We start from the raw sequence: 15817 nt of genomic DNA, 5'->3' as shown, positions 1-15817 counted from the left end.
TCACCGTGGTTCCGTTCGTTCGCGAAGAGTTCCATGATGTGGAACTCAGATCCCATATCATGAGGCTAGGATGCCGAAGGATTCCCGGTCAAGGACCCAAGGAGGCTCGATGTTCCAGAACCGGATGCCGCGCTACGAAGTGCTCTCCGCCGATGCGATGGCCACGCTCGACAAGGGCTGGCGCAGGCTGATGACCGAGATCGGCGTCGAGTTCATGGACGAACGGGCGCTCGAGCTCTTCCGCAAGGCGGGCCAGCGCGTCGAGGGCAACACGGTCTTCCTCGACCCCGACTTCGTGCTCGCGCAGGTGGCGAAGGCGCCCGCGGAGTTCGACGTCCAGGCCCGCAACCCGGCCAACAGCATCCACATCGGCGGCGACTCGATGGCCTTCGGCGCGGTGTACGGGCCCCCGTTCGTGCGCCAGGGCGAGGTCCGCCGTGACGCGACCATGGACGACTTCCGCAGCTTCACGAAGCTCGCCCAGTCGTTCCCCGTCCTCGACTCCGCCGGCGGCGTCATCTGCGAGCCCAACGACACCCCGCTCGACAGCCGGCACCTCGACATGACGCTCGCGCTGCAGACGCTGACCGACAAGGTCTACATGGGCAATGTCGTCTCGGGCGTCAACGCCGCCGACACCCTGGCGATGACCTCGATCCTGTTCGGCTCGCGCGAGGCGATCGAGGAGACGCCCGCGACCATCTCGCTGATCAACTGCAACTCACCGCTGCGCTGGGACGACCGCATGCTCGAGGCGCAGTTCGAGTACTCCGGCGCCGGGCAGCCCGTCGTACTGACTCCGTTCATCCTGATGGGCGCCATGTCGCCGGTGACCATCCCGGCCGCCCTGGTCCAGCAGATCGTCGAGGCGCTGTCCGGCATCGCGCTGTCCCAGCTGATCCGGCCAGGTACCCCGGTCATCTTCGGATCGTTCCTGTCGAACATCGACATGCAGTCCGGCTCGCCCACCTTCGGGACGCCGGAGTCGGGCCTCGGCCTGCTGTGCACCGGCCAGATCGCCCGGCACTTCGGGCTGCCGTTCCGCACCGGTGGCGGCCTGACCTCCTCGCAGGTGGCCGACGCGCAGGCCGGCTACGAGGCGCTGATGACGATGCTGCCGACCTTCCTGGCCGGCGCGAACTGGGTGATGCACTCCGCCGGGTGGCTCGAGGGCGGCCTGGTCGCCGGCTACGAGAAGTTCATCGTCGACATCGAGCTGCTGCAGATGATGCAGGCCGAGTTCACGCCGTTGGAGATCGACGAGGACTCGATGGCGTTCGGCGCCCACGAGGAGGTCGGGCACGGCGGCCACTTCCTCGGCGCCATGCACACCATGGAGCGCTTCCGCACCTGCTTCTACCGCCCGTTGCTGTCGTCCTCGGAGAACTACGAGCGGTGGATGCGGGGCGGCGGCAAGGACGCCAACACCCGGGCCGAGGAGATCTACCGCAAGAAGCTCGAGGAGTACGAGGCGCCGCCGCTGGACGCGGCGATCGAGGAGGAGCTGCGGGAGTACGTCGTCCGCCGCCGGGCCGAGCTCGGTGACTGAGCGGGTGACTGAGCGGGTGATCGAGCGGGTGGGCGGCGTGGCCAGCGCCCCGTCCGGAGACTTCGTCCTGGTCCTCACCTGTCCCGACCGGCCGGGCGTGGTGCACGCCGTGTCCGGGTTCCTGGTGGCCCACGGCGGCAACATCATCGAGAGCCAGCAGTTCGGCGACCAGATCACGGGCACCTTCTTCATGCGGCTCGACTTCGTCGTCGACGGGGAGGAGGTGAGCGCCGAGGGGCTGCGCGCCGACTTCGCCGAGGTCGCCGAACGGTTCGCGATGACCTTCGAGCTGTGGGACGCGAAGGCGCCGTACCGCACCCTGATCATGGTCTCCAAGCACCTGCACTGCCTCAACGACCTGCTCTTCCGCCACAGCACCGGGTCGCTGCAGATCGAGATCCCCGTGGTGGTGTCCAACCACCGCGACGCCGAGCCGCTGGCCCGGGCCCACGGCCTGGAGTTCGTGCACGTCCCGGTCACCCCCGACACCAAGGAGCAGGCCGAGGACCGGCTGCGGGAGCTGATCGCCGAGCACGACGTCGACCTGGTCGTGCTGGCCCGCTACATGCAGGTGCTCTCGGACCGGATGTGCGCCGAGCTCAGCGGACGGGCCATCAACATCCACCACTCGTTCCTGCCGAGCTTCAAGGGCGCCAAGCCGTACCACCAGGCCTTCGACCGCGGGGTGAAGCTGGTCGGCGCGACCGCGCACTACGTCACCGCCGACCTCGACGAGGGCCCGATCATCGAGCAGGACGTCGTCCGCGTCGACCACGGCTTCAACCAGGACCAGCTGGTGACCGCGGGACGCGACGTCGAGGCGCAGGTGCTCTCTCGTGCCGTGCGCTGGCACGCCGAGTCCCGGGTCCTGCTCAACGGGCACCGCACGGTGGTCTTCCGCTGACGCACATCGGGCATATCGTTGCGCCATGAGCAACAGTGAGGCGGCCACGGTCCAGTCCGTCGACCGGGCGCTGACCATCCTGGAGGTACTGGCCCGGTTGGGCACGGCGGGCGTCACCGAGATCGCGGCCGAGCTCGAGGTCCACAAGTCGACGGCCTTCCGGCTGGTCTCCACGTTGGAGGCGCACCGGCTGGTCGAGCAGGCGGGCGATCGGGGCCGCTACTCGCTCGGCGTGGGACTGCTCCGGCTCGCGGGTGCCACGACCGCCCGGCTGGACCTGGTGCAGGAGGCACGCCCGATCACCCGGCAGCTGGCGGCCGACACGGGGGAGACGGTCAACCTGACGGTGCGCGCCGAGCACGCGGCGCTCTACCTCGACCAGGTCGCGGGCTCCTCCGCACTGCAGTCCCACAACTGGGTGGGCCAGCACATCCCGCTGCACGCGACGAGCAACGGCAAGGTGCTGCTCAGCGAGCTCACGCCCGAGCAGCTGGCCGAGGCGCTCGGCTCCCTGGCCCGGTTCACACCGGCGACCATCACCAACAAGGCGCAGCTGCGCAAGGAGCTGGCGACGATCCGCGAGCAGGGCTACTCCTTGGCGATCGACGAGCTCGAGGTCGGGCTCACCGCGGTGGCCGCGCCGATCCGCAACGCCCACGGTGACGTCATCGCCTCGATCAGCGTCTCCGGGCCCACGTTCCGGCTCTCCTCGGAGCGGCTCGAGGCGGTGATCCCGCAGTGCCTGGCCGCGGCCGGGGAGATCTCCCACCGGCTGGGCTGGAGCTGGCGCGAGTGAGCCCGCGCCGCTGAGCCCGGGCCGCGGGGGTCCTTGACGCGGGCGCGGGATCGCAGCATTCTCAGAGCGTTGCGCAACGAGAAGTGTTGTGCGTCATACGCAACACCTGTCCTGGAAGGAGGTGGCGCGGTGCCGGATCTCTTCGTCGACGGGGAGTGGCGCGCTCCCGCCGCCGGTGGCCGCCGGGCCATCCACTGTCCCGCGGACGGCACCCTGGTGGCCGAGGTCGACGAGGCGAGCGCCGAGGACACCCGCGACGCCATCGGCGCGGCCCACCGGGCATTCCACGCCGGTCCGTGGCCCGGTACGCCGGCCCGCGAGCGGGGCGACCTGCTGCTGCGGGTCGCCGACCTGCTCGTCCGCGACAAGGCCGAGCTGGCGCGGATGGAGTCGCTCGACACCGGCAAGCGCCTGGTCGAGTCGGAGTACGACATCGACGACATCGTCGGCGTCTTCCGCCACTACGGGCGGATCGCCGCCGAGGACGCCGGTCGCGTCGTCGACACCGGGAACCCGGACGTCGTCAGCCGGATCGTCCACGAGCCCGTCGGCGTGTGCGGCCTGATCGCGCCCTGGAACTACCCGCTGCTGCAGGTCGCCTGGAAGGTCGCGCCCTGCCTCGCCGCCGGCAACACCTTCGTGCTCAAGCCCAGCGAGCTGACCCCGCACACCGCGATCCACCTGATGCGACTGCTCACCGAGGCCGGACTGCCGGCCGGCGTCGGCAACCTGGTCCTCGGCGCCGGCCCCGACGCCGGGGCCCCGCTGGCCGAGGACCCGCGCGTCGACCTCGTGTCCTTCACCGGCGGTCTGGCCACCGGCCGGCGGCTGATGTCGGCCGCGGCCGGCACCGTGAAGAAGGTCGCGCTCGAGCTGGGCGGCAAGAACCCCAACATCGTCTTCGCAGACGCCGATCTCGCGGTCGCCCTCGACTTCGCGCTCACCGCGGTCTTCCTGCACTCCGGACAGGTGTGCTCGGCCGGTGCCCGGCTGCTCGTCGAGGCGTCCGTCCACGACTCCTTCGTCGACGCCCTGGTCGAGCGGGCCGGCCGGATCCGGCTGGGCGGCCCCTTCGACGACAAGGCCGAGACCGGGCCGCTGACCAGTGCCGCCCACCGCGACAAGGTCGAGGCGTACGTCGCCGCCGGGCTCGCCGAGGGAGCGGTACTGCGCTGTGGTGGCCGGCGACCCGACGACCCCGAGCTGGCCGATGGGTACTACTACCTGCCCACCGTGCTCGACGGCTGCCGCAGCGACATGTCCGTCACCCAGGACGAGTCCTTCGGCCCGGTGCTGACGGTCGAGACGTTCACCGACGAGGACGAGGCCGTCCGGATCGCCAACGACAGCATCTACGGCCTGGCCGGCGCGGTGTGGACCCAGGACGCGGGCAAGGGCCAGCGCGTCGCGGGCCGGCTGCGGATGGGCACGGTGTGGATCAACGACTACCACCCGTACGTCCCGCAGGCCGAGTGGGGCGGCTTCAAGCAGTCCGGCACCGGGCGCGAGCTCGGGCTGGCCGGACTCGAGGAGTACCGCGAGACCAAGCACGTGTGGCACAACATCCGACCGGCCGAGCAGCGCTGGTTCGCCGGATAGACGGGACGGGACCGAGATGGGTGCGGAGCGGTACGACTACGTGATCGTGGGCGGAGGCTCCGCTGGGTGCGCCCTGGCCAACCGGCTCTCCGCCGACCCCGGTACCAGCGTGCTGGTGCTGGAGGCCGGACGCTCCGACTACCGGATCGACCCGTTCATCCACATGCCGGCCGCGCTGCCGATCCCGATCGGCAACCGGCTCTACGACTGGCGCTACGAGACCGACCCCGAGCCGTACATGGGCGGGCGTCGGGTCTTCCACGCCCGTGGCAAGGTCCTCGGTGGTTCGAGCAGCATCAACGGGATGATCTTCCAGCGGGGCAACCCGATGGACTACGAGCGCTGGGCGCGCGACCCGGGCATGGAGAGCTGGGACTACCTGCACTGCCTGCCCTACTTCAAGCGGATGGAGACGCGCTACCTCGTCGACGGCAGTGTGGGGGCCGACGACTGGCGCGGGGGCGACGGCCCGCTCCGGCTGGAGCAGGGCCCGGCCCGCAACCCGCTCTTCGCCGCGTTCTTCGAGGCCGCGCAGCAGGCGGGCTACCCGCTGACCGACGACGTCAACGGCTACCGCCAGGAGGGCTTCGCCCGCTTCGACCGCAACGTCTACCGCGGCCGCCGCTGGTCGGCGGCCCGCGCCTACCTGCATCCCGTCAAGAGCCGCGCGAACCTCACGGTCAAGACCTACGCCTTCGTCTCCAAGGTCAACTTCGAAGGCAGGCGGGCGGTGGGCGTGGACTACTCGCAGGCCCGGCGCGCCCACACCGTGCGCGCCGGCGAGGTCATCCTGTGCGGCGGCGCGATCAACACCCCGCAGCTGCTCCAGCTCTCGGGGGTCGGCGACGAGAGCCTGCTGCGCCGGCACGGGATCCCCGTCGTGCACCACCTGCCCGGGGTGGGGGAGAACCTCCAGGACCACCTCGAGGTCTACATCCAGTACGCCTCGAAGCAGCCGGTGTCGATCGCGCCCGGGCTGCGACTGCGCGAGCGCCCCCGGATCGGCTACCAGTGGCTCTTCCACCGCAGCGGGCTCGGCGCGACCAACCACTTCGAGGGCGGCGGCTTCTGCCGCAGCAACGAAGAGGTGGACTACCCGAACCTGATGTTCCACTTCCTGCCCATCGCGATCCGGTACGACGGCTCGGCACCCGAGAACCTCGAGAAGGGCGCGCACGGCTACCAGGTCCACATCGGCCCGATGTACGCCGACACCCGCGGCTGGGTCCGGATCCGGAGCAAGGACCCACGGGTGCACCCGAGCCTGCAGTTCAACTACCTCTCGACGCCGACCGACCGCAAGGAGTGGGTGGAGGCGGTGCGGGTGGCCCGCGACATCCTCAACCAGCCGGCCTTCGCGCCGTACAACGACGGCGAGCTGTCGCCCGGCCCGTCGGTGGAGACCGACGACGAGATCCTGGACTGGGTCCGGGCCGACGCCGAGACGGCCCTGCACCCCTCGTGCACGGCGAAGATGGGCGTCGACGAGACCTCCGTGGTCGACCCGACCTCGATGCGGGTGCACGGCACCGAGGGCCTGCGGGTCGTCGACGCATCGGTCTTCCCGTACGTCACCAACGGCAACATCTACGCGCCGGTGATGATGGTCGCCGAGAAGGCCGCCGACCTGATCGCGGGCAACACGCCGCTGCCGGCCCTCGACGTGCCGTACTACCGCTACCGCGACGACATGCCTCTCCATCCACCCGGCGACAGCCGCAACCGTGAGGAGCACAGATGAGCGTGGCGACCGAGAAGGACGTCGTACCGGTGACGTCCGCCGAGAGCGCGCTGGCGGTGCGCAACCTGTGGAAGATCTTCGGCCCCCGCGCCGACCGGATCATCGGTACGCCGGACGCGGAGCTCTCGCGCGCCGAGCTGAAGGCCAAGACGGGCTGCGTCGCCGGCGTGAAGGACGTGTCGTTCGAGGTGGCGCCCGGCGAGGTCTTCGTCGTGATGGGGCTCTCGGGATCGGGGAAGTCGACCCTGGTCCGCTGCCTGACCCGGTTGATCGAGCCGACCGCGGGCTCGGTGGTGATCGACGGGATCGACGTCACGACCGCCTCCGACGCCCAGCTGCGCGACCTGCGCCGCAACCGGGTCTCGATGGTCTTCCAGCACTTCGGGCTGCTGCCGCACCGCCAGGTCATCGACAACATCGCCTACGGGCTCGAGATCCGCGGCATGAAGAAGAAGGAGCGCCGGGCCAAGGCCGAGGAGGTCGTCTCGCTCGTCGGGCTCGACGGGTTCTCGCACTCCTATCCCGACCAGCTCTCCGGCGGCATGCAGCAGCGCGTCGGCCTGGCCCGCGCGCTCGCGGGCGACCCGAGCATCCTGCTGTTCGACGAGCCGTTCTCGGCGCTCGACCCGCTGATCCGCCGCGACATGCAGAACGAGGTGATCCGTCTCCACCGCGACCTGCGCAAGACGATGGTCTTCATCACCCACGACCTGCAGGAGGCGCTCAAGCTCGGCGACCGGATCCTGATCATGCGCGACGGCGAGATCGTGCAGGTCGGCGCACCCGACGAGGTCGTGGGCGCGCCGGTCGACGACTACGTGCGCGACTTCGTCTCCGAGGTGCCCCGCTCCCACGTGCTCACCCTGAAGTGGGTGATGCGCGAGCCGCGGCCCGAGGACTCGATGGACGGACCGGTGATGTCCTGCGACACCATCGTGCGGCAGGCCGCCAAGGCAGCGCTGGCCTCCGAGCACCCGGTCCGCGTGGTCGACGGTGACCGCGTGATCGGGATCGTGGACGACGACGCGATCCTGCGGGTCGTGGTCGCGGAGGAACAGGCCGAGTCGTGACCGCCACCCTGACCCCGCCCGCCTCCGCGCCGCCGACACCCGGCCCGCGCGGCGCTCGCCGCGCGTTCGACGGCATCCCACGGTGGGCCTGGGCGCTCGGCGTCGTGGTGCTCTGGGTGCTGGTGTGGGCGCTGACCAAGGGCACTCACACCCTCGCCCTGGCCGGCCGCGAGCACACCGACGTGCAGACCTCGCTCGGCGGCTTCCGCGACGACGTCCTCGCCGGTCGCGACGACAACCCGGTCATCCAGCTCACCTACGACCTCGGCGCCTGGTTCACCTCGGTGGTCGACTGGTTCCAGCGGATGCTGTCCATCCCGGACTTCCCGCGCCCGGTGCCGCAGGTCGGCTGGCTGGGGGTCACGGCGGTCGCGGCCTGGGTGGGCCTCGCGATCGCGGGCTGGCGGATCGCCGTACTGGTGGCGCTCTCGTTCGTCTCCTTCGGCGCGTTCGGCTACTGGTCCGACGCCGTCGACCTGCTGATCGTCACCTTCGTCGCGGTCGGGGTCTCGGTACTGATCGGAATGCCGCTCGCGGTCCTGGTCGGCACGGGCAACCGCGCCGTCAACGCGGTGACCAACACGGTGCTGGACGTCTTCCAGACGATGCCGACCTTCGTCTACCTGCTGCCGATCGTGCTCTTCTTCGGCATCGGCGCCGCGGGTGCGGTCGTGTGCACCCTGGTGTACGCGCTGCCGCCGATCATCCGGATCGCCGGCCACGGCATCCGCAACGTGTCGACGACGACGATCGAGGCGACCGACTCCGCCGGCCAGACCTGGTGGCAGCGGCTGACCAAGGTGCAGCTGCCGATGGCCCGCAAGACCATCGTCGTGGGCCTCAACCAGACGATCATGGCCGCACTGTCGATGGCCACCATCGCGTCGTACGTCGACGGCCCGGGTCTGGGCCGCCCGGTGCTGGACGCACTGGTCAAGAACGACGTCGGCGGCGCCTTCGTCCCCGGCGCCCTGATCGTGGTCATGGCGGTGATGCTCGACCGCTCGACGACCGCGGCCAGCGAGTACTCCGAGACCGCGGCCCGCGGCGGAGTGGACCTGCGGCGGCGCCGGCTGCTCCTGGCCGGGGCGGCGGTTCCGGTGGTGGTCGCGCTCTACCTCTCGCGCACCTACCCGTGGGCGGCCCAGTTCGAGGACCCGGGGTGGACGCCGAAGGTCGCCGACGGCGTCGACAGCTTCTTCACCTGGTTCACCGACACCTTCCGGGGCTTCACGCAGGGCTTCAAGGACCTGGTGAGCGCCGCGCTCCTCGACCCGCTCCAGTCGCTGCTCGCCGAGTCGCCGTGGTGGCTGGCGGCGGGCGCGCTCCTGGCGCTCGCCGTGGTCGTCGGCGGCGTCCGGGCCCTCGTGCCGACCGTGGTCTGCATCGGCGGCCTGCTCTACTTCGGCCTCTGGCACGACGCGATGGTGACCCTCAACATGACCCTGGTCGGCACCGTCCTGGTGATGCTGCTGGCCGTGGTCCTCGGCGTCGCGATGGCGCGCAGCCGGGCCGTCGACCTGGTGCTCCGCCCGACCCTCGACGCCGGCCAGACCATCCCGCCGTTCGTCTACCTGATCCCGGTGCTGGCCCTGTTCGGCTCGACCCGGTTCACCGCCATCGTCGCGGGCGTCGTCTATGCGGCGCCGGTCGCGATCAAGCTCGTCGCCGACGGGGTGCGCGCGGTGTCGCCGTCGACGATCGAGGCGGGCCGGTCCACCGGCTCGACCCGCTGGCAGGAGATCGTCAAGGTCCAGCTCCCGATGGCGCGCCCGTCGCTGGTGCTCGCCGCCAACCAGGGCCTGCTCTACGTGCTGGCCATGGCCGTCATCGGCGGCCTGGTCGGCGCCGGCGCGCTGGGGTACGACGTCGTGCTCGGGTTCGCGAGGTCGGAGGAGTGGGGCAAGGGAGCGGCAGCCGGCATCAGCATCGTCCTGCTCGGGATCATGGTCGACCGGATCGCCCGGTCGGCCGCGCACCGCTCCGGCGCCCCGGCCGTCCGGTAGCGCCACAGCCTGCAACACGACCGACACGACAACCAAGGAGAAAGAGTGCGACACATCAGTTGGAGGGCGACCGGCCTCACCTCGGTTGCGGCGTCCGTGGCGATGCTGCTCGCCGCCTGCGGCGGCGGCACGATCGACGAGCAGACCAAGGCCAACGAGTCCAAGGCCGGCAGTGCCGGCGACTGCGGCGATCTCAACATCGCGGTCAACCCGTGGGTCGGCGACGAGGCCAGCAGCTACGTGGTGGGCCGGGTGGCGAGCCAGCAGCTCGGCTGCAAGGTCAACTACAAGGAGCTCAAGGAGGACGTGTCCTGGCAGGGCTTCGGCACCGGCGACGTCGACGTCGTGATCGAGGACTGGGGCCACCCCGACCTGGAGAAGAAGTTCTTCGCCGAACAGGGCGACGGCAGTGCCATGGACCTCGGCCCGAACGGCAACGTCGGCATCATCGGCTGGTACGTCCCGCCGTGGCTCGCCAAGGAGCACCCCGACATCCTGGACTGGAAGAACCTCAACAAGTACGCCAAGCAGTTCGCCACCTCCGAGTCGGGAGGAAAGGGCCAGTTCCTGGGGGCCGACCCGTCCTACGTCCAGTTCGACGAGGCGATCATCAGCAACCTCAACCTGGACTTCAAGGTGGTCTTCTCCGGCAGCGAGGCGGCCAGCATCACCGCCTTCCAGCAGGCCGAGAAGAACAAGGAGTTCCTGATCGGCTACTTCTACGAGCCCCAGTGGCTCTTCGCCGACGTCCCGCTCGAGAAGGTGACGCTGCCGCCGTACGAGGACGGCTGCCAGGCCGACCCGGCCAAGGTCGCCTGCGACTACCCGGAGACCGAGCTGAAGAAGATCGTCTCCACCTCCTGGCAGAAGGAGGGCGGCCCGGGCGTCGGGCTGGTCACCAACTTCACGTGGACCAACGACGACCAGAACCAGGTCGCCAAGTACATCGCCGAGGACGACATGAAGCCCGAGGAGGCCGCGGACAAGTGGATCGCGGACAACCAGGACAAGGTCGACGCCTGGCTCCAGTGACCCGCTAGACGTCGAGCAACACCTGCGCCCGGCTGGGCATTGACACCCGGCCGGGCGCGGGTGATTCTAGATCTGTCTCGCATAGCGCATTGCGTTGCACAATACGCAACACTCGGCTTACTCTCCTAGGAGTCCCCATGGCCACCGTTCCCACCTCGGCCGGCGTCGTCGTGATCGGCGCGGGCATCGTCGGCAACAGCCTGGTGCACCACCTCGCGCGCCTGGGTTGGCGCGACATCGTGCAGATCGACAAGGGGGCGCTGCCCAACCCGGGCGGCTCCACCGGGCACGCGTCGAACTTCATCTTCCCCGTCGACCACTCCCGCGAGATCACCGACCTGACCCTCGACTCGGTGCGGCAGTACCAGGAGATGGGCGTCTTCACGCAGTCCGGCGGCTTCGAGATCGCCCGCACCGAAGAGCGGATGGAGGAGCTGCGAAGGCGCATGTCGAGCGCGAAGGCCTGGGGGATCGAGGCGGAGCTGGTGAGCCCTGCGTTCGTGAAGGAGAAGGTGCCCTTCATCGAGACCGACCAGTTCATCGGCGCCTTCTGGACGCCGAGCGTCGGCGTGGTCGACTCGCTGCGCGCCGGCACCATCATGCGCGAGGCCGCCCTCGCGACCGGTGAGCTGACCGTCGTGCCCACCGTCGAGGTCATCGGCATGGACACCGAGGAGGGCCCCGACGGTCACCGCCGGATCACCCGGGTGCGCACCGACGGCGGCGACATCGAGACCACCCACGTGGTCATCGCCGCCGGCGTGTGGAGCCCCAAGCTGGGCGACATGGCCGGCATCAGCATCCCGCTCACCCCGGCCGTGCACCAGATGATCAGCGTCGGCCCCTGCCCGCAGCTGGCCGAGCGCGAGGGGGAGATCTCCTTCCCGATCATCCGCGACATGGACACCTTCTGCTACGAGCGCCAGCACGGCGCCGACATGGAGGTCGGCTCGTACGCCCACCGCGCGATCCTGCACGAGCCCGAGGACATCCCCTCGATCGAGCAGGCCAAGCTGTCGCCGACCGAGCTGCCCTTCACCTCCGAGGACTTCGACCCGCAGCTCGAGCAGGCCTACGAGCTGATGCCCGAGCTGCTCGGCGCCGAGGGTGCCGAGATGCGCTACGCGATCAACGGCCTGCTGTCGCTGACCTGCGACGGTGCGCCGATCCTGGGGGAGAGCCAGGTCAAGGGCCTGTGGACCGCTGCCGCGGTCTGGATCAAGGAGGGCCCCGGGGTCGGACGTGCGGTCGCCGAGTGGATGACCCGGGGCTGGTCCGAGATCGACGTCCACCACAGCGACATCGCCCGCTTCCACGCCCACCAGATGCGCCGCGAGCACACCCGGCTGCGCACGACCGAGTCGTTCATCAAGACCTACGGCATCGTGCACCCGGCCGAGCAGTACGAGTCGGACCGCGAGCAGCGGCTCGCTCCGATGCACGACGCCCAGGTGAAGCTCGGCGCCTTCTTCTTCGAGACCGCCGGCTGGGAGCGCCCGCACTGGTACGAGTCGAATGCCCCGCTCCTGGAGGTGTACGGCGACGCGGTGATGCCGCGCGAGCACGAGTGGGACGCGCGCTGGTGGAGCCCGATCATCAATGCCGAGCACCTGCGCATGCGCGAGGCTGCCGGTGTGGTGGACCTGTCCGCGTTCGCGGTCTTCGACATCACCGGGCCCGGTGCGCTCGACACCGTGCAGCGCACCTGTGTCGCCCAGTGCGACGTCGCCGTGGGCAAGGTGATCTACACGCCCGTCCTCAACGCCAACGGCGGCTTCCTCTCCGACCTCACCGTGATGCGGTTGGGCGAGGACCACTTCCGGGTCGTGACCGGCGGTGCGCACGGCATGGCCGACCGCAAGACGTTCAGCGACCAGATCACCGATCCCGCCACCACCCTGGTCGACGTCACCGACCAGGTCTCCACGATCGGGCTGTGGGGGCCGAGGGCGCGCGACATCCTCGCGTCGCTGACCTCCGACGACGTCTCCGACGAGGGCTTCGGGTTCTTGACCTGTCGCGAGATCACCGTCGCCGGTGTCGCCGTGCTCGCCTCGCGGATCTCGTACGTCGGCGAGCTGGGCTGGGAGCTCTACGTCGCCATGGACGACGCGGCCCGGCTGTGGGACGCGTTGCTCGAGGCGGGGCAGCCGCACGGCGCCGTACCCGTCGGGATCGGCGTCTACGGCACGACCGGCCGCATCGAGAAGGGCTACCGCGCCTACGGCTACGAGCTCGACTCGGAGCGGAGCATCGTCGAGGCCGGGATGCAGCGGCCGAAGGTGAAGGCCGCCGACTTCGTCGGCAAGGAGGCCTATCTCGCGCAGCGTGAGGCTCTGTCGACCACGGGCCCGGCGGCGGTTCTGTGCACGATGACCGTCGACGACCACACCTCGGCCTCGGGCGTGAAGCGCTACATGCTCGGCGGCGAGCCGATCCTGACCCGCGACGGCGGCACGCTCACCGACGGGCACGGTCACCACCCCTACGTCACCAGCGCGGGCTCCGCGCCGTCGCTCGGCAAGCACGTGCTGCTGGCCTACCTCCCGCCGGACCAGGCGGTCCTCGGCAACCAGCTCGCGGTGTCCTACATGGAGGAGCTGTACCCGGTCACCGTGGCCTCGGTCGACGCCACCGCGCTCCTCGACCCGCAGAACGAGCGCATCCGATGAGCCTCGACGTCCTGGTCTGCGTCAAGCGGGTCGTGGACTCCACCGGCGAGGTGGTGCTGACCGAGGACGGGCAGTCGGTCGACGGGCGGTACGCCGGGTTCACGCTGAGCAACCACGAGGAGTGCGCCATCGAGCTGGCGGTGCAGACCGCCACCGCTGCCGGTGGCAGCGCGTCCGTGCTCACCCTGGGCGAGCCCGAGGCGGTCGACCAGCTGCGCTCCGCGCTCGCGGTCGGGTGTACCGCGGCGACCCACATCGGGGCCGATCCCGGCGCCTTCGGCCCGGCCGACGTGGCCCGCGAGATCGCTGCGGTGATCCGTGACCACGAGGGCTCCGGGCGGCCGCACGACCTGGTGCTGCTCGGCAACGACGCGGCCGACACCGGCGACTTCCAGGTCGGGATCCGGCTCGCCCACGAGCTCGGGCGTCCGGTGGTCAACGGGGCGGCCACGATCGCCGTCGAGGACGGCCACGTCGTGGCCGGGGTCAAGGGCCCCGAGGGCAGGGAGACCTACCGCGTGCCGCTGCCCGCGGTGGTCACCGTGCTCGAGGGCGGCGTGGAGCCGCGCTATCCCACCGTTCCGGGGCGGATGAAGGCCAAGAAGGTCGAGATCGAGCAGCGCACGCCCAGCACCGAGCCGGCCGGCCCGAACCGCCGCCGGCTCCGGCTGCCGCCCCCGCAGCCGAGCGAGGTCCAGGTGCTGGGCAAGGGCGCCGACGCGGCCGCGGCGGTGGTCGACCTGTTCGAGCAGCTGGGCGTGGTGGCGCGATGATCCTCGTGCTGGTCGAGACCGACGCCACGGGTGCCGTCGAGGTGTCCCGCGAGACGCTGACCTTCGCTCGCGACCTGTCCGCGGCGGGGGGCGGCGTACCGATCGACGCGGTCGTCGTCGGTGCCCTGCCGTGCCCGGTGGCGGACCTCGCCGCCCAGCTGGCGTCGTACGGCGTGCGCGACGTGCACCACGCCACGGGCGACGCGTTCGGCGCCTACGGCGGAGCCGCCTGGGCGAGTGCGGTGCAGTCGGTCCGCGCGAGTGTCGGGTCCGTGGTCGTGACCGCCGCCGGCACACCGCGCGGCATGGAGGTGCTGGCCCACCTGGCCGCCCGCCTCGACGTGGCGATGGCCGCCAACGTGGTGGCCTTCGACGGCCTGGCGCCGTTCACGGTGACCCGGCAGGTGGTCGGCGGCGCCGCGCTCGAGGACATGGTCCTGGGCGAGCGGCCGGCGATCTTCACCGTCGCCGGGCACGCCGTGGAGGCGACGACCGCCGCGACGCCGGGGGAGGGACGCGTCGTCACGACCGCCCCTGAGGTCGCCGCCGCCGACCTGGTGGCACGCGTGGTGTCCGCCGAGCCCGCACAGGAGGACCTCTCCGGCGGCCTGAAGTCGGCCCGGGTGGTCGTCGGTGCCGGTCGCGGAGCGGGCAGCGCCGACGGCTTCGGCGACCTGCTCGAGCTGGTCGACCTCCTCGACGGCGCCCTGGGCGTCTCGCGCGTGGTCACCAGCCTCGGCTGGCGGCCCCACCACGAGCAGGTCGGCCAGACCGGGAGCCGCATCTCGCCGGACCTGTACGTCGCCTGCGGCATCTCGGGCGCGATCCAGCACTGGGCGGGCTGCGCGAGCGCGAAGACGATCCTGGCCATCAACACCGACCCGGACGCGCCGATGGTCGCCAAGGCCCACTACGCCGTCATCGGCGACCTGCACGAAGTGGTTCCGGCGATCAACGAGGAGATCCGTCGGCGCCGGCCTGCCTAGATTTTCTTTGCGGTGGCCGGCAGGTCAGGACGGGCCGGAGTGACCCGCACTCCGGTGGCAGCCAGCGCATAGCTCGCCAGCTGCTGCTCGGCCCGCTCGAGGGTCAGCGACGAGTTGTGGGCCAGCAGGTGCAGGCCGAAGGCGTCCTCGAGGGCCACGAAGTTGCGGGCGATCGCGTCGGCGTCGTCGGCCAGCGTGAACACGCCCGTGGCCCGTCCGACCTCGAGCACCGCTGTGTAGAGAGACACCTCGCGGTCGAACAGGAGCGTCATCAGTGTGGCGTGCATCGGGCTGCGGCTGGCGCTGACCGAGATCTCGTCGAGCACCTGGCTGAGCAGCAGGTCCTCGCCGCGGGGAAGCCCTGAGTACATGAGCCGGGCCAGCTTCTCGACCGGCGACAGCTCGCCCGCCACCACCTGCTGCCGCGACCAGTAGTAGCGGTCGGTCGCGGCCTGGTGGGCAGCCTCGACGAGCCCGTCGAGCTCGGGGTAGTAGTACGCGACCAGGCGCGGCGAGATGCCGGCCTCCTCGGCGATGTTCTTCATCGTCACGCCGCTGAGGCCGTGGCGGGCGATCACGGTCAGGGTCGCCGAGATGAGGTGCTCGCGGCGCGCGGCCTGGTCCTTGCGTCGTGCCATGGCGACCACCGTAGCGCCCTGCCGGATTTCCGGGGGCGCCGTTGACAGGGA

The 15817-nt window shown here is 70.6% G+C and carries 12 protein-coding genes; 11 read left to right on the top strand and 1 reads right to left on the bottom strand.

Going from position 1 to position 15817, the window contains the following annotated elements:
• The first annotated feature begins 70 nt into the window (after positions 1 to 70).
• From FBY23_RS16995 to FBY23_RS16945, 11 genes are all read left to right on the top strand, one after another.
• Positions 71 to 1549: a trimethylamine methyltransferase family protein gene (locus FBY23_RS16995; protein ID WP_160158273.1), complete on the top strand. Its 1479-nt coding sequence runs from the start codon at positions 71 to 73 to the stop codon at positions 1547 to 1549.
• 4 nt (positions 1550 to 1553) lie between these two features.
• Positions 1554 to 2453 (top strand): formyltetrahydrofolate deformylase, encoded by a 900-nt coding sequence (purU, locus tag FBY23_RS16990; protein ID WP_260806062.1) that lies wholly within the window; start codon positions 1554 to 1556, stop codon positions 2451 to 2453.
• A gap of 25 nt (positions 2454 to 2478) precedes the next feature.
• Positions 2479 to 3249, top strand: coding sequence for an IclR family transcriptional regulator (locus FBY23_RS16985; protein ID WP_141799223.1), 771 nt, complete (start codon positions 2479 to 2481; stop codon positions 3247 to 3249).
• Positions 3250 to 3378: 129 nt separating this feature from the next.
• On the top strand, positions 3379 to 4848 hold the full coding sequence (locus FBY23_RS16980; protein WP_141799222.1) for an aldehyde dehydrogenase family protein: 1470 nt from the start codon (positions 3379 to 3381) through the stop codon (positions 4846 to 4848).
• Positions 4849 to 4864: 16 nt separating this feature from the next.
• Positions 4865 to 6589 (top strand): choline dehydrogenase, encoded by a 1725-nt coding sequence (gene betA / locus FBY23_RS16975; RefSeq protein WP_141799221.1) that lies wholly within the window; start codon positions 4865 to 4867, stop codon positions 6587 to 6589.
• Entirely contained in the window at positions 6586 to 7659 is a 1074-nt protein-coding gene (locus FBY23_RS16970) for a glycine betaine/L-proline ABC transporter ATP-binding protein (protein ID WP_141799220.1), read from the top strand. The genes betA and FBY23_RS16970 overlap by 4 nt, the downstream gene beginning before the upstream one ends.
• On the top strand, positions 7656 to 9665 hold the full coding sequence (locus tag FBY23_RS16965; protein ID WP_260806061.1) for a proline/glycine betaine ABC transporter permease: 2010 nt from the start codon (positions 7656 to 7658) through the stop codon (positions 9663 to 9665). Before FBY23_RS16970 ends, FBY23_RS16965 begins: the two co-directional genes overlap by 4 nt.
• Before the next feature lie 45 nt (positions 9666 to 9710).
• Complete coding sequence (locus FBY23_RS16960) at positions 9711 to 10697, top strand: ABC transporter substrate-binding protein (RefSeq protein WP_260806060.1); 987 nt, start codon at positions 9711 to 9713, stop codon at positions 10695 to 10697.
• A 137-nt stretch (positions 10698 to 10834) separates the two neighbouring features.
• Entirely contained in the window at positions 10835 to 13369 is a 2535-nt protein-coding gene (locus tag FBY23_RS16955; RefSeq protein WP_141799219.1) for an FAD-dependent oxidoreductase, read from the top strand.
• A complete protein-coding gene (locus tag FBY23_RS16950) occupies positions 13366 to 14142 on the top strand; it encodes an electron transfer flavoprotein subunit beta/FixA family protein (protein WP_141799218.1) in 777 nt (258 codons plus the stop codon). The genes FBY23_RS16955 and FBY23_RS16950 overlap by 4 nt, the downstream gene beginning before the upstream one ends.
• Positions 14139 to 15128 (top strand): electron transfer flavoprotein subunit alpha/FixB family protein, encoded by a 990-nt coding sequence (locus tag FBY23_RS16945; RefSeq protein WP_141799217.1) that lies wholly within the window; start codon positions 14139 to 14141, stop codon positions 15126 to 15128. Before FBY23_RS16950 ends, FBY23_RS16945 begins: the two co-directional genes overlap by 4 nt.
• Here FBY23_RS16945 and FBY23_RS16940 read toward each other — a convergent pair.
• Positions 15125 to 15766 carry a TetR/AcrR family transcriptional regulator gene (locus FBY23_RS16940; RefSeq protein WP_141799216.1) on the bottom strand — a complete coding sequence of 214 codons (642 nt, stop codon included), beginning with the start codon at positions 15764 to 15766 and terminating at the stop codon, positions 15125 to 15127. The genes FBY23_RS16945 and FBY23_RS16940 overlap by 4 nt on opposite strands.
• Between the last annotated feature and the right edge of the window lie 51 nt (positions 15767 to 15817).

This window comes from Nocardioides sp. SLBN-35 (assembly GCF_006715725.1).
GTDB lineage: Bacteria > Actinomycetota > Actinomycetes > Propionibacteriales > Nocardioidaceae > Nocardioides.
The sequence above is the reverse complement of the archived record's forward strand: the minus strand, read 5'-3'. Positions and strand labels throughout refer to the sequence as shown.

What these genes read in the sequence shown, in the direction of transcription:
- FBY23_RS16995 (WP_160158273.1), top strand. Translation starts at nt 71, where the DNA reads ATGCCGAAGGATTCCCGGTCAAGGACCCAAGGAGGCTCGATGTTCCAG.
- FBY23_RS16985 (WP_141799223.1), top strand. Translation starts at nt 2,479, where the DNA reads ATGAGCAACAGTGAGGCGGCCACGGTCCAGTCCGTCGACCGGGCGCTG.
- betA (WP_141799221.1), top strand. Translation starts at nt 4,865, where the DNA reads ATGGGTGCGGAGCGGTACGACTACGTGATCGTGGGCGGAGGCTCCGCT.
- FBY23_RS16970 (WP_141799220.1), top strand. Translation starts at nt 6,586, where the DNA reads ATGAGCGTGGCGACCGAGAAGGACGTCGTACCGGTGACGTCCGCCGAG.
- FBY23_RS16955 (WP_141799219.1), top strand. Translation starts at nt 10,835, where the DNA reads ATGGCCACCGTTCCCACCTCGGCCGGCGTCGTCGTGATCGGCGCGGGC.
- FBY23_RS16950 (WP_141799218.1), top strand. Translation starts at nt 13,366, where the DNA reads ATGAGCCTCGACGTCCTGGTCTGCGTCAAGCGGGTCGTGGACTCCACC.
- FBY23_RS16945 (WP_141799217.1), top strand. Translation starts at nt 14,139, where the DNA reads ATGATCCTCGTGCTGGTCGAGACCGACGCCACGGGTGCCGTCGAGGTG.
- FBY23_RS16940 (WP_141799216.1), bottom strand. Translation starts at nt 15,766, where the DNA reads ATGGCACGACGCAAGGACCAGGCCGCGCGCCGCGAGCACCTCATCTCG.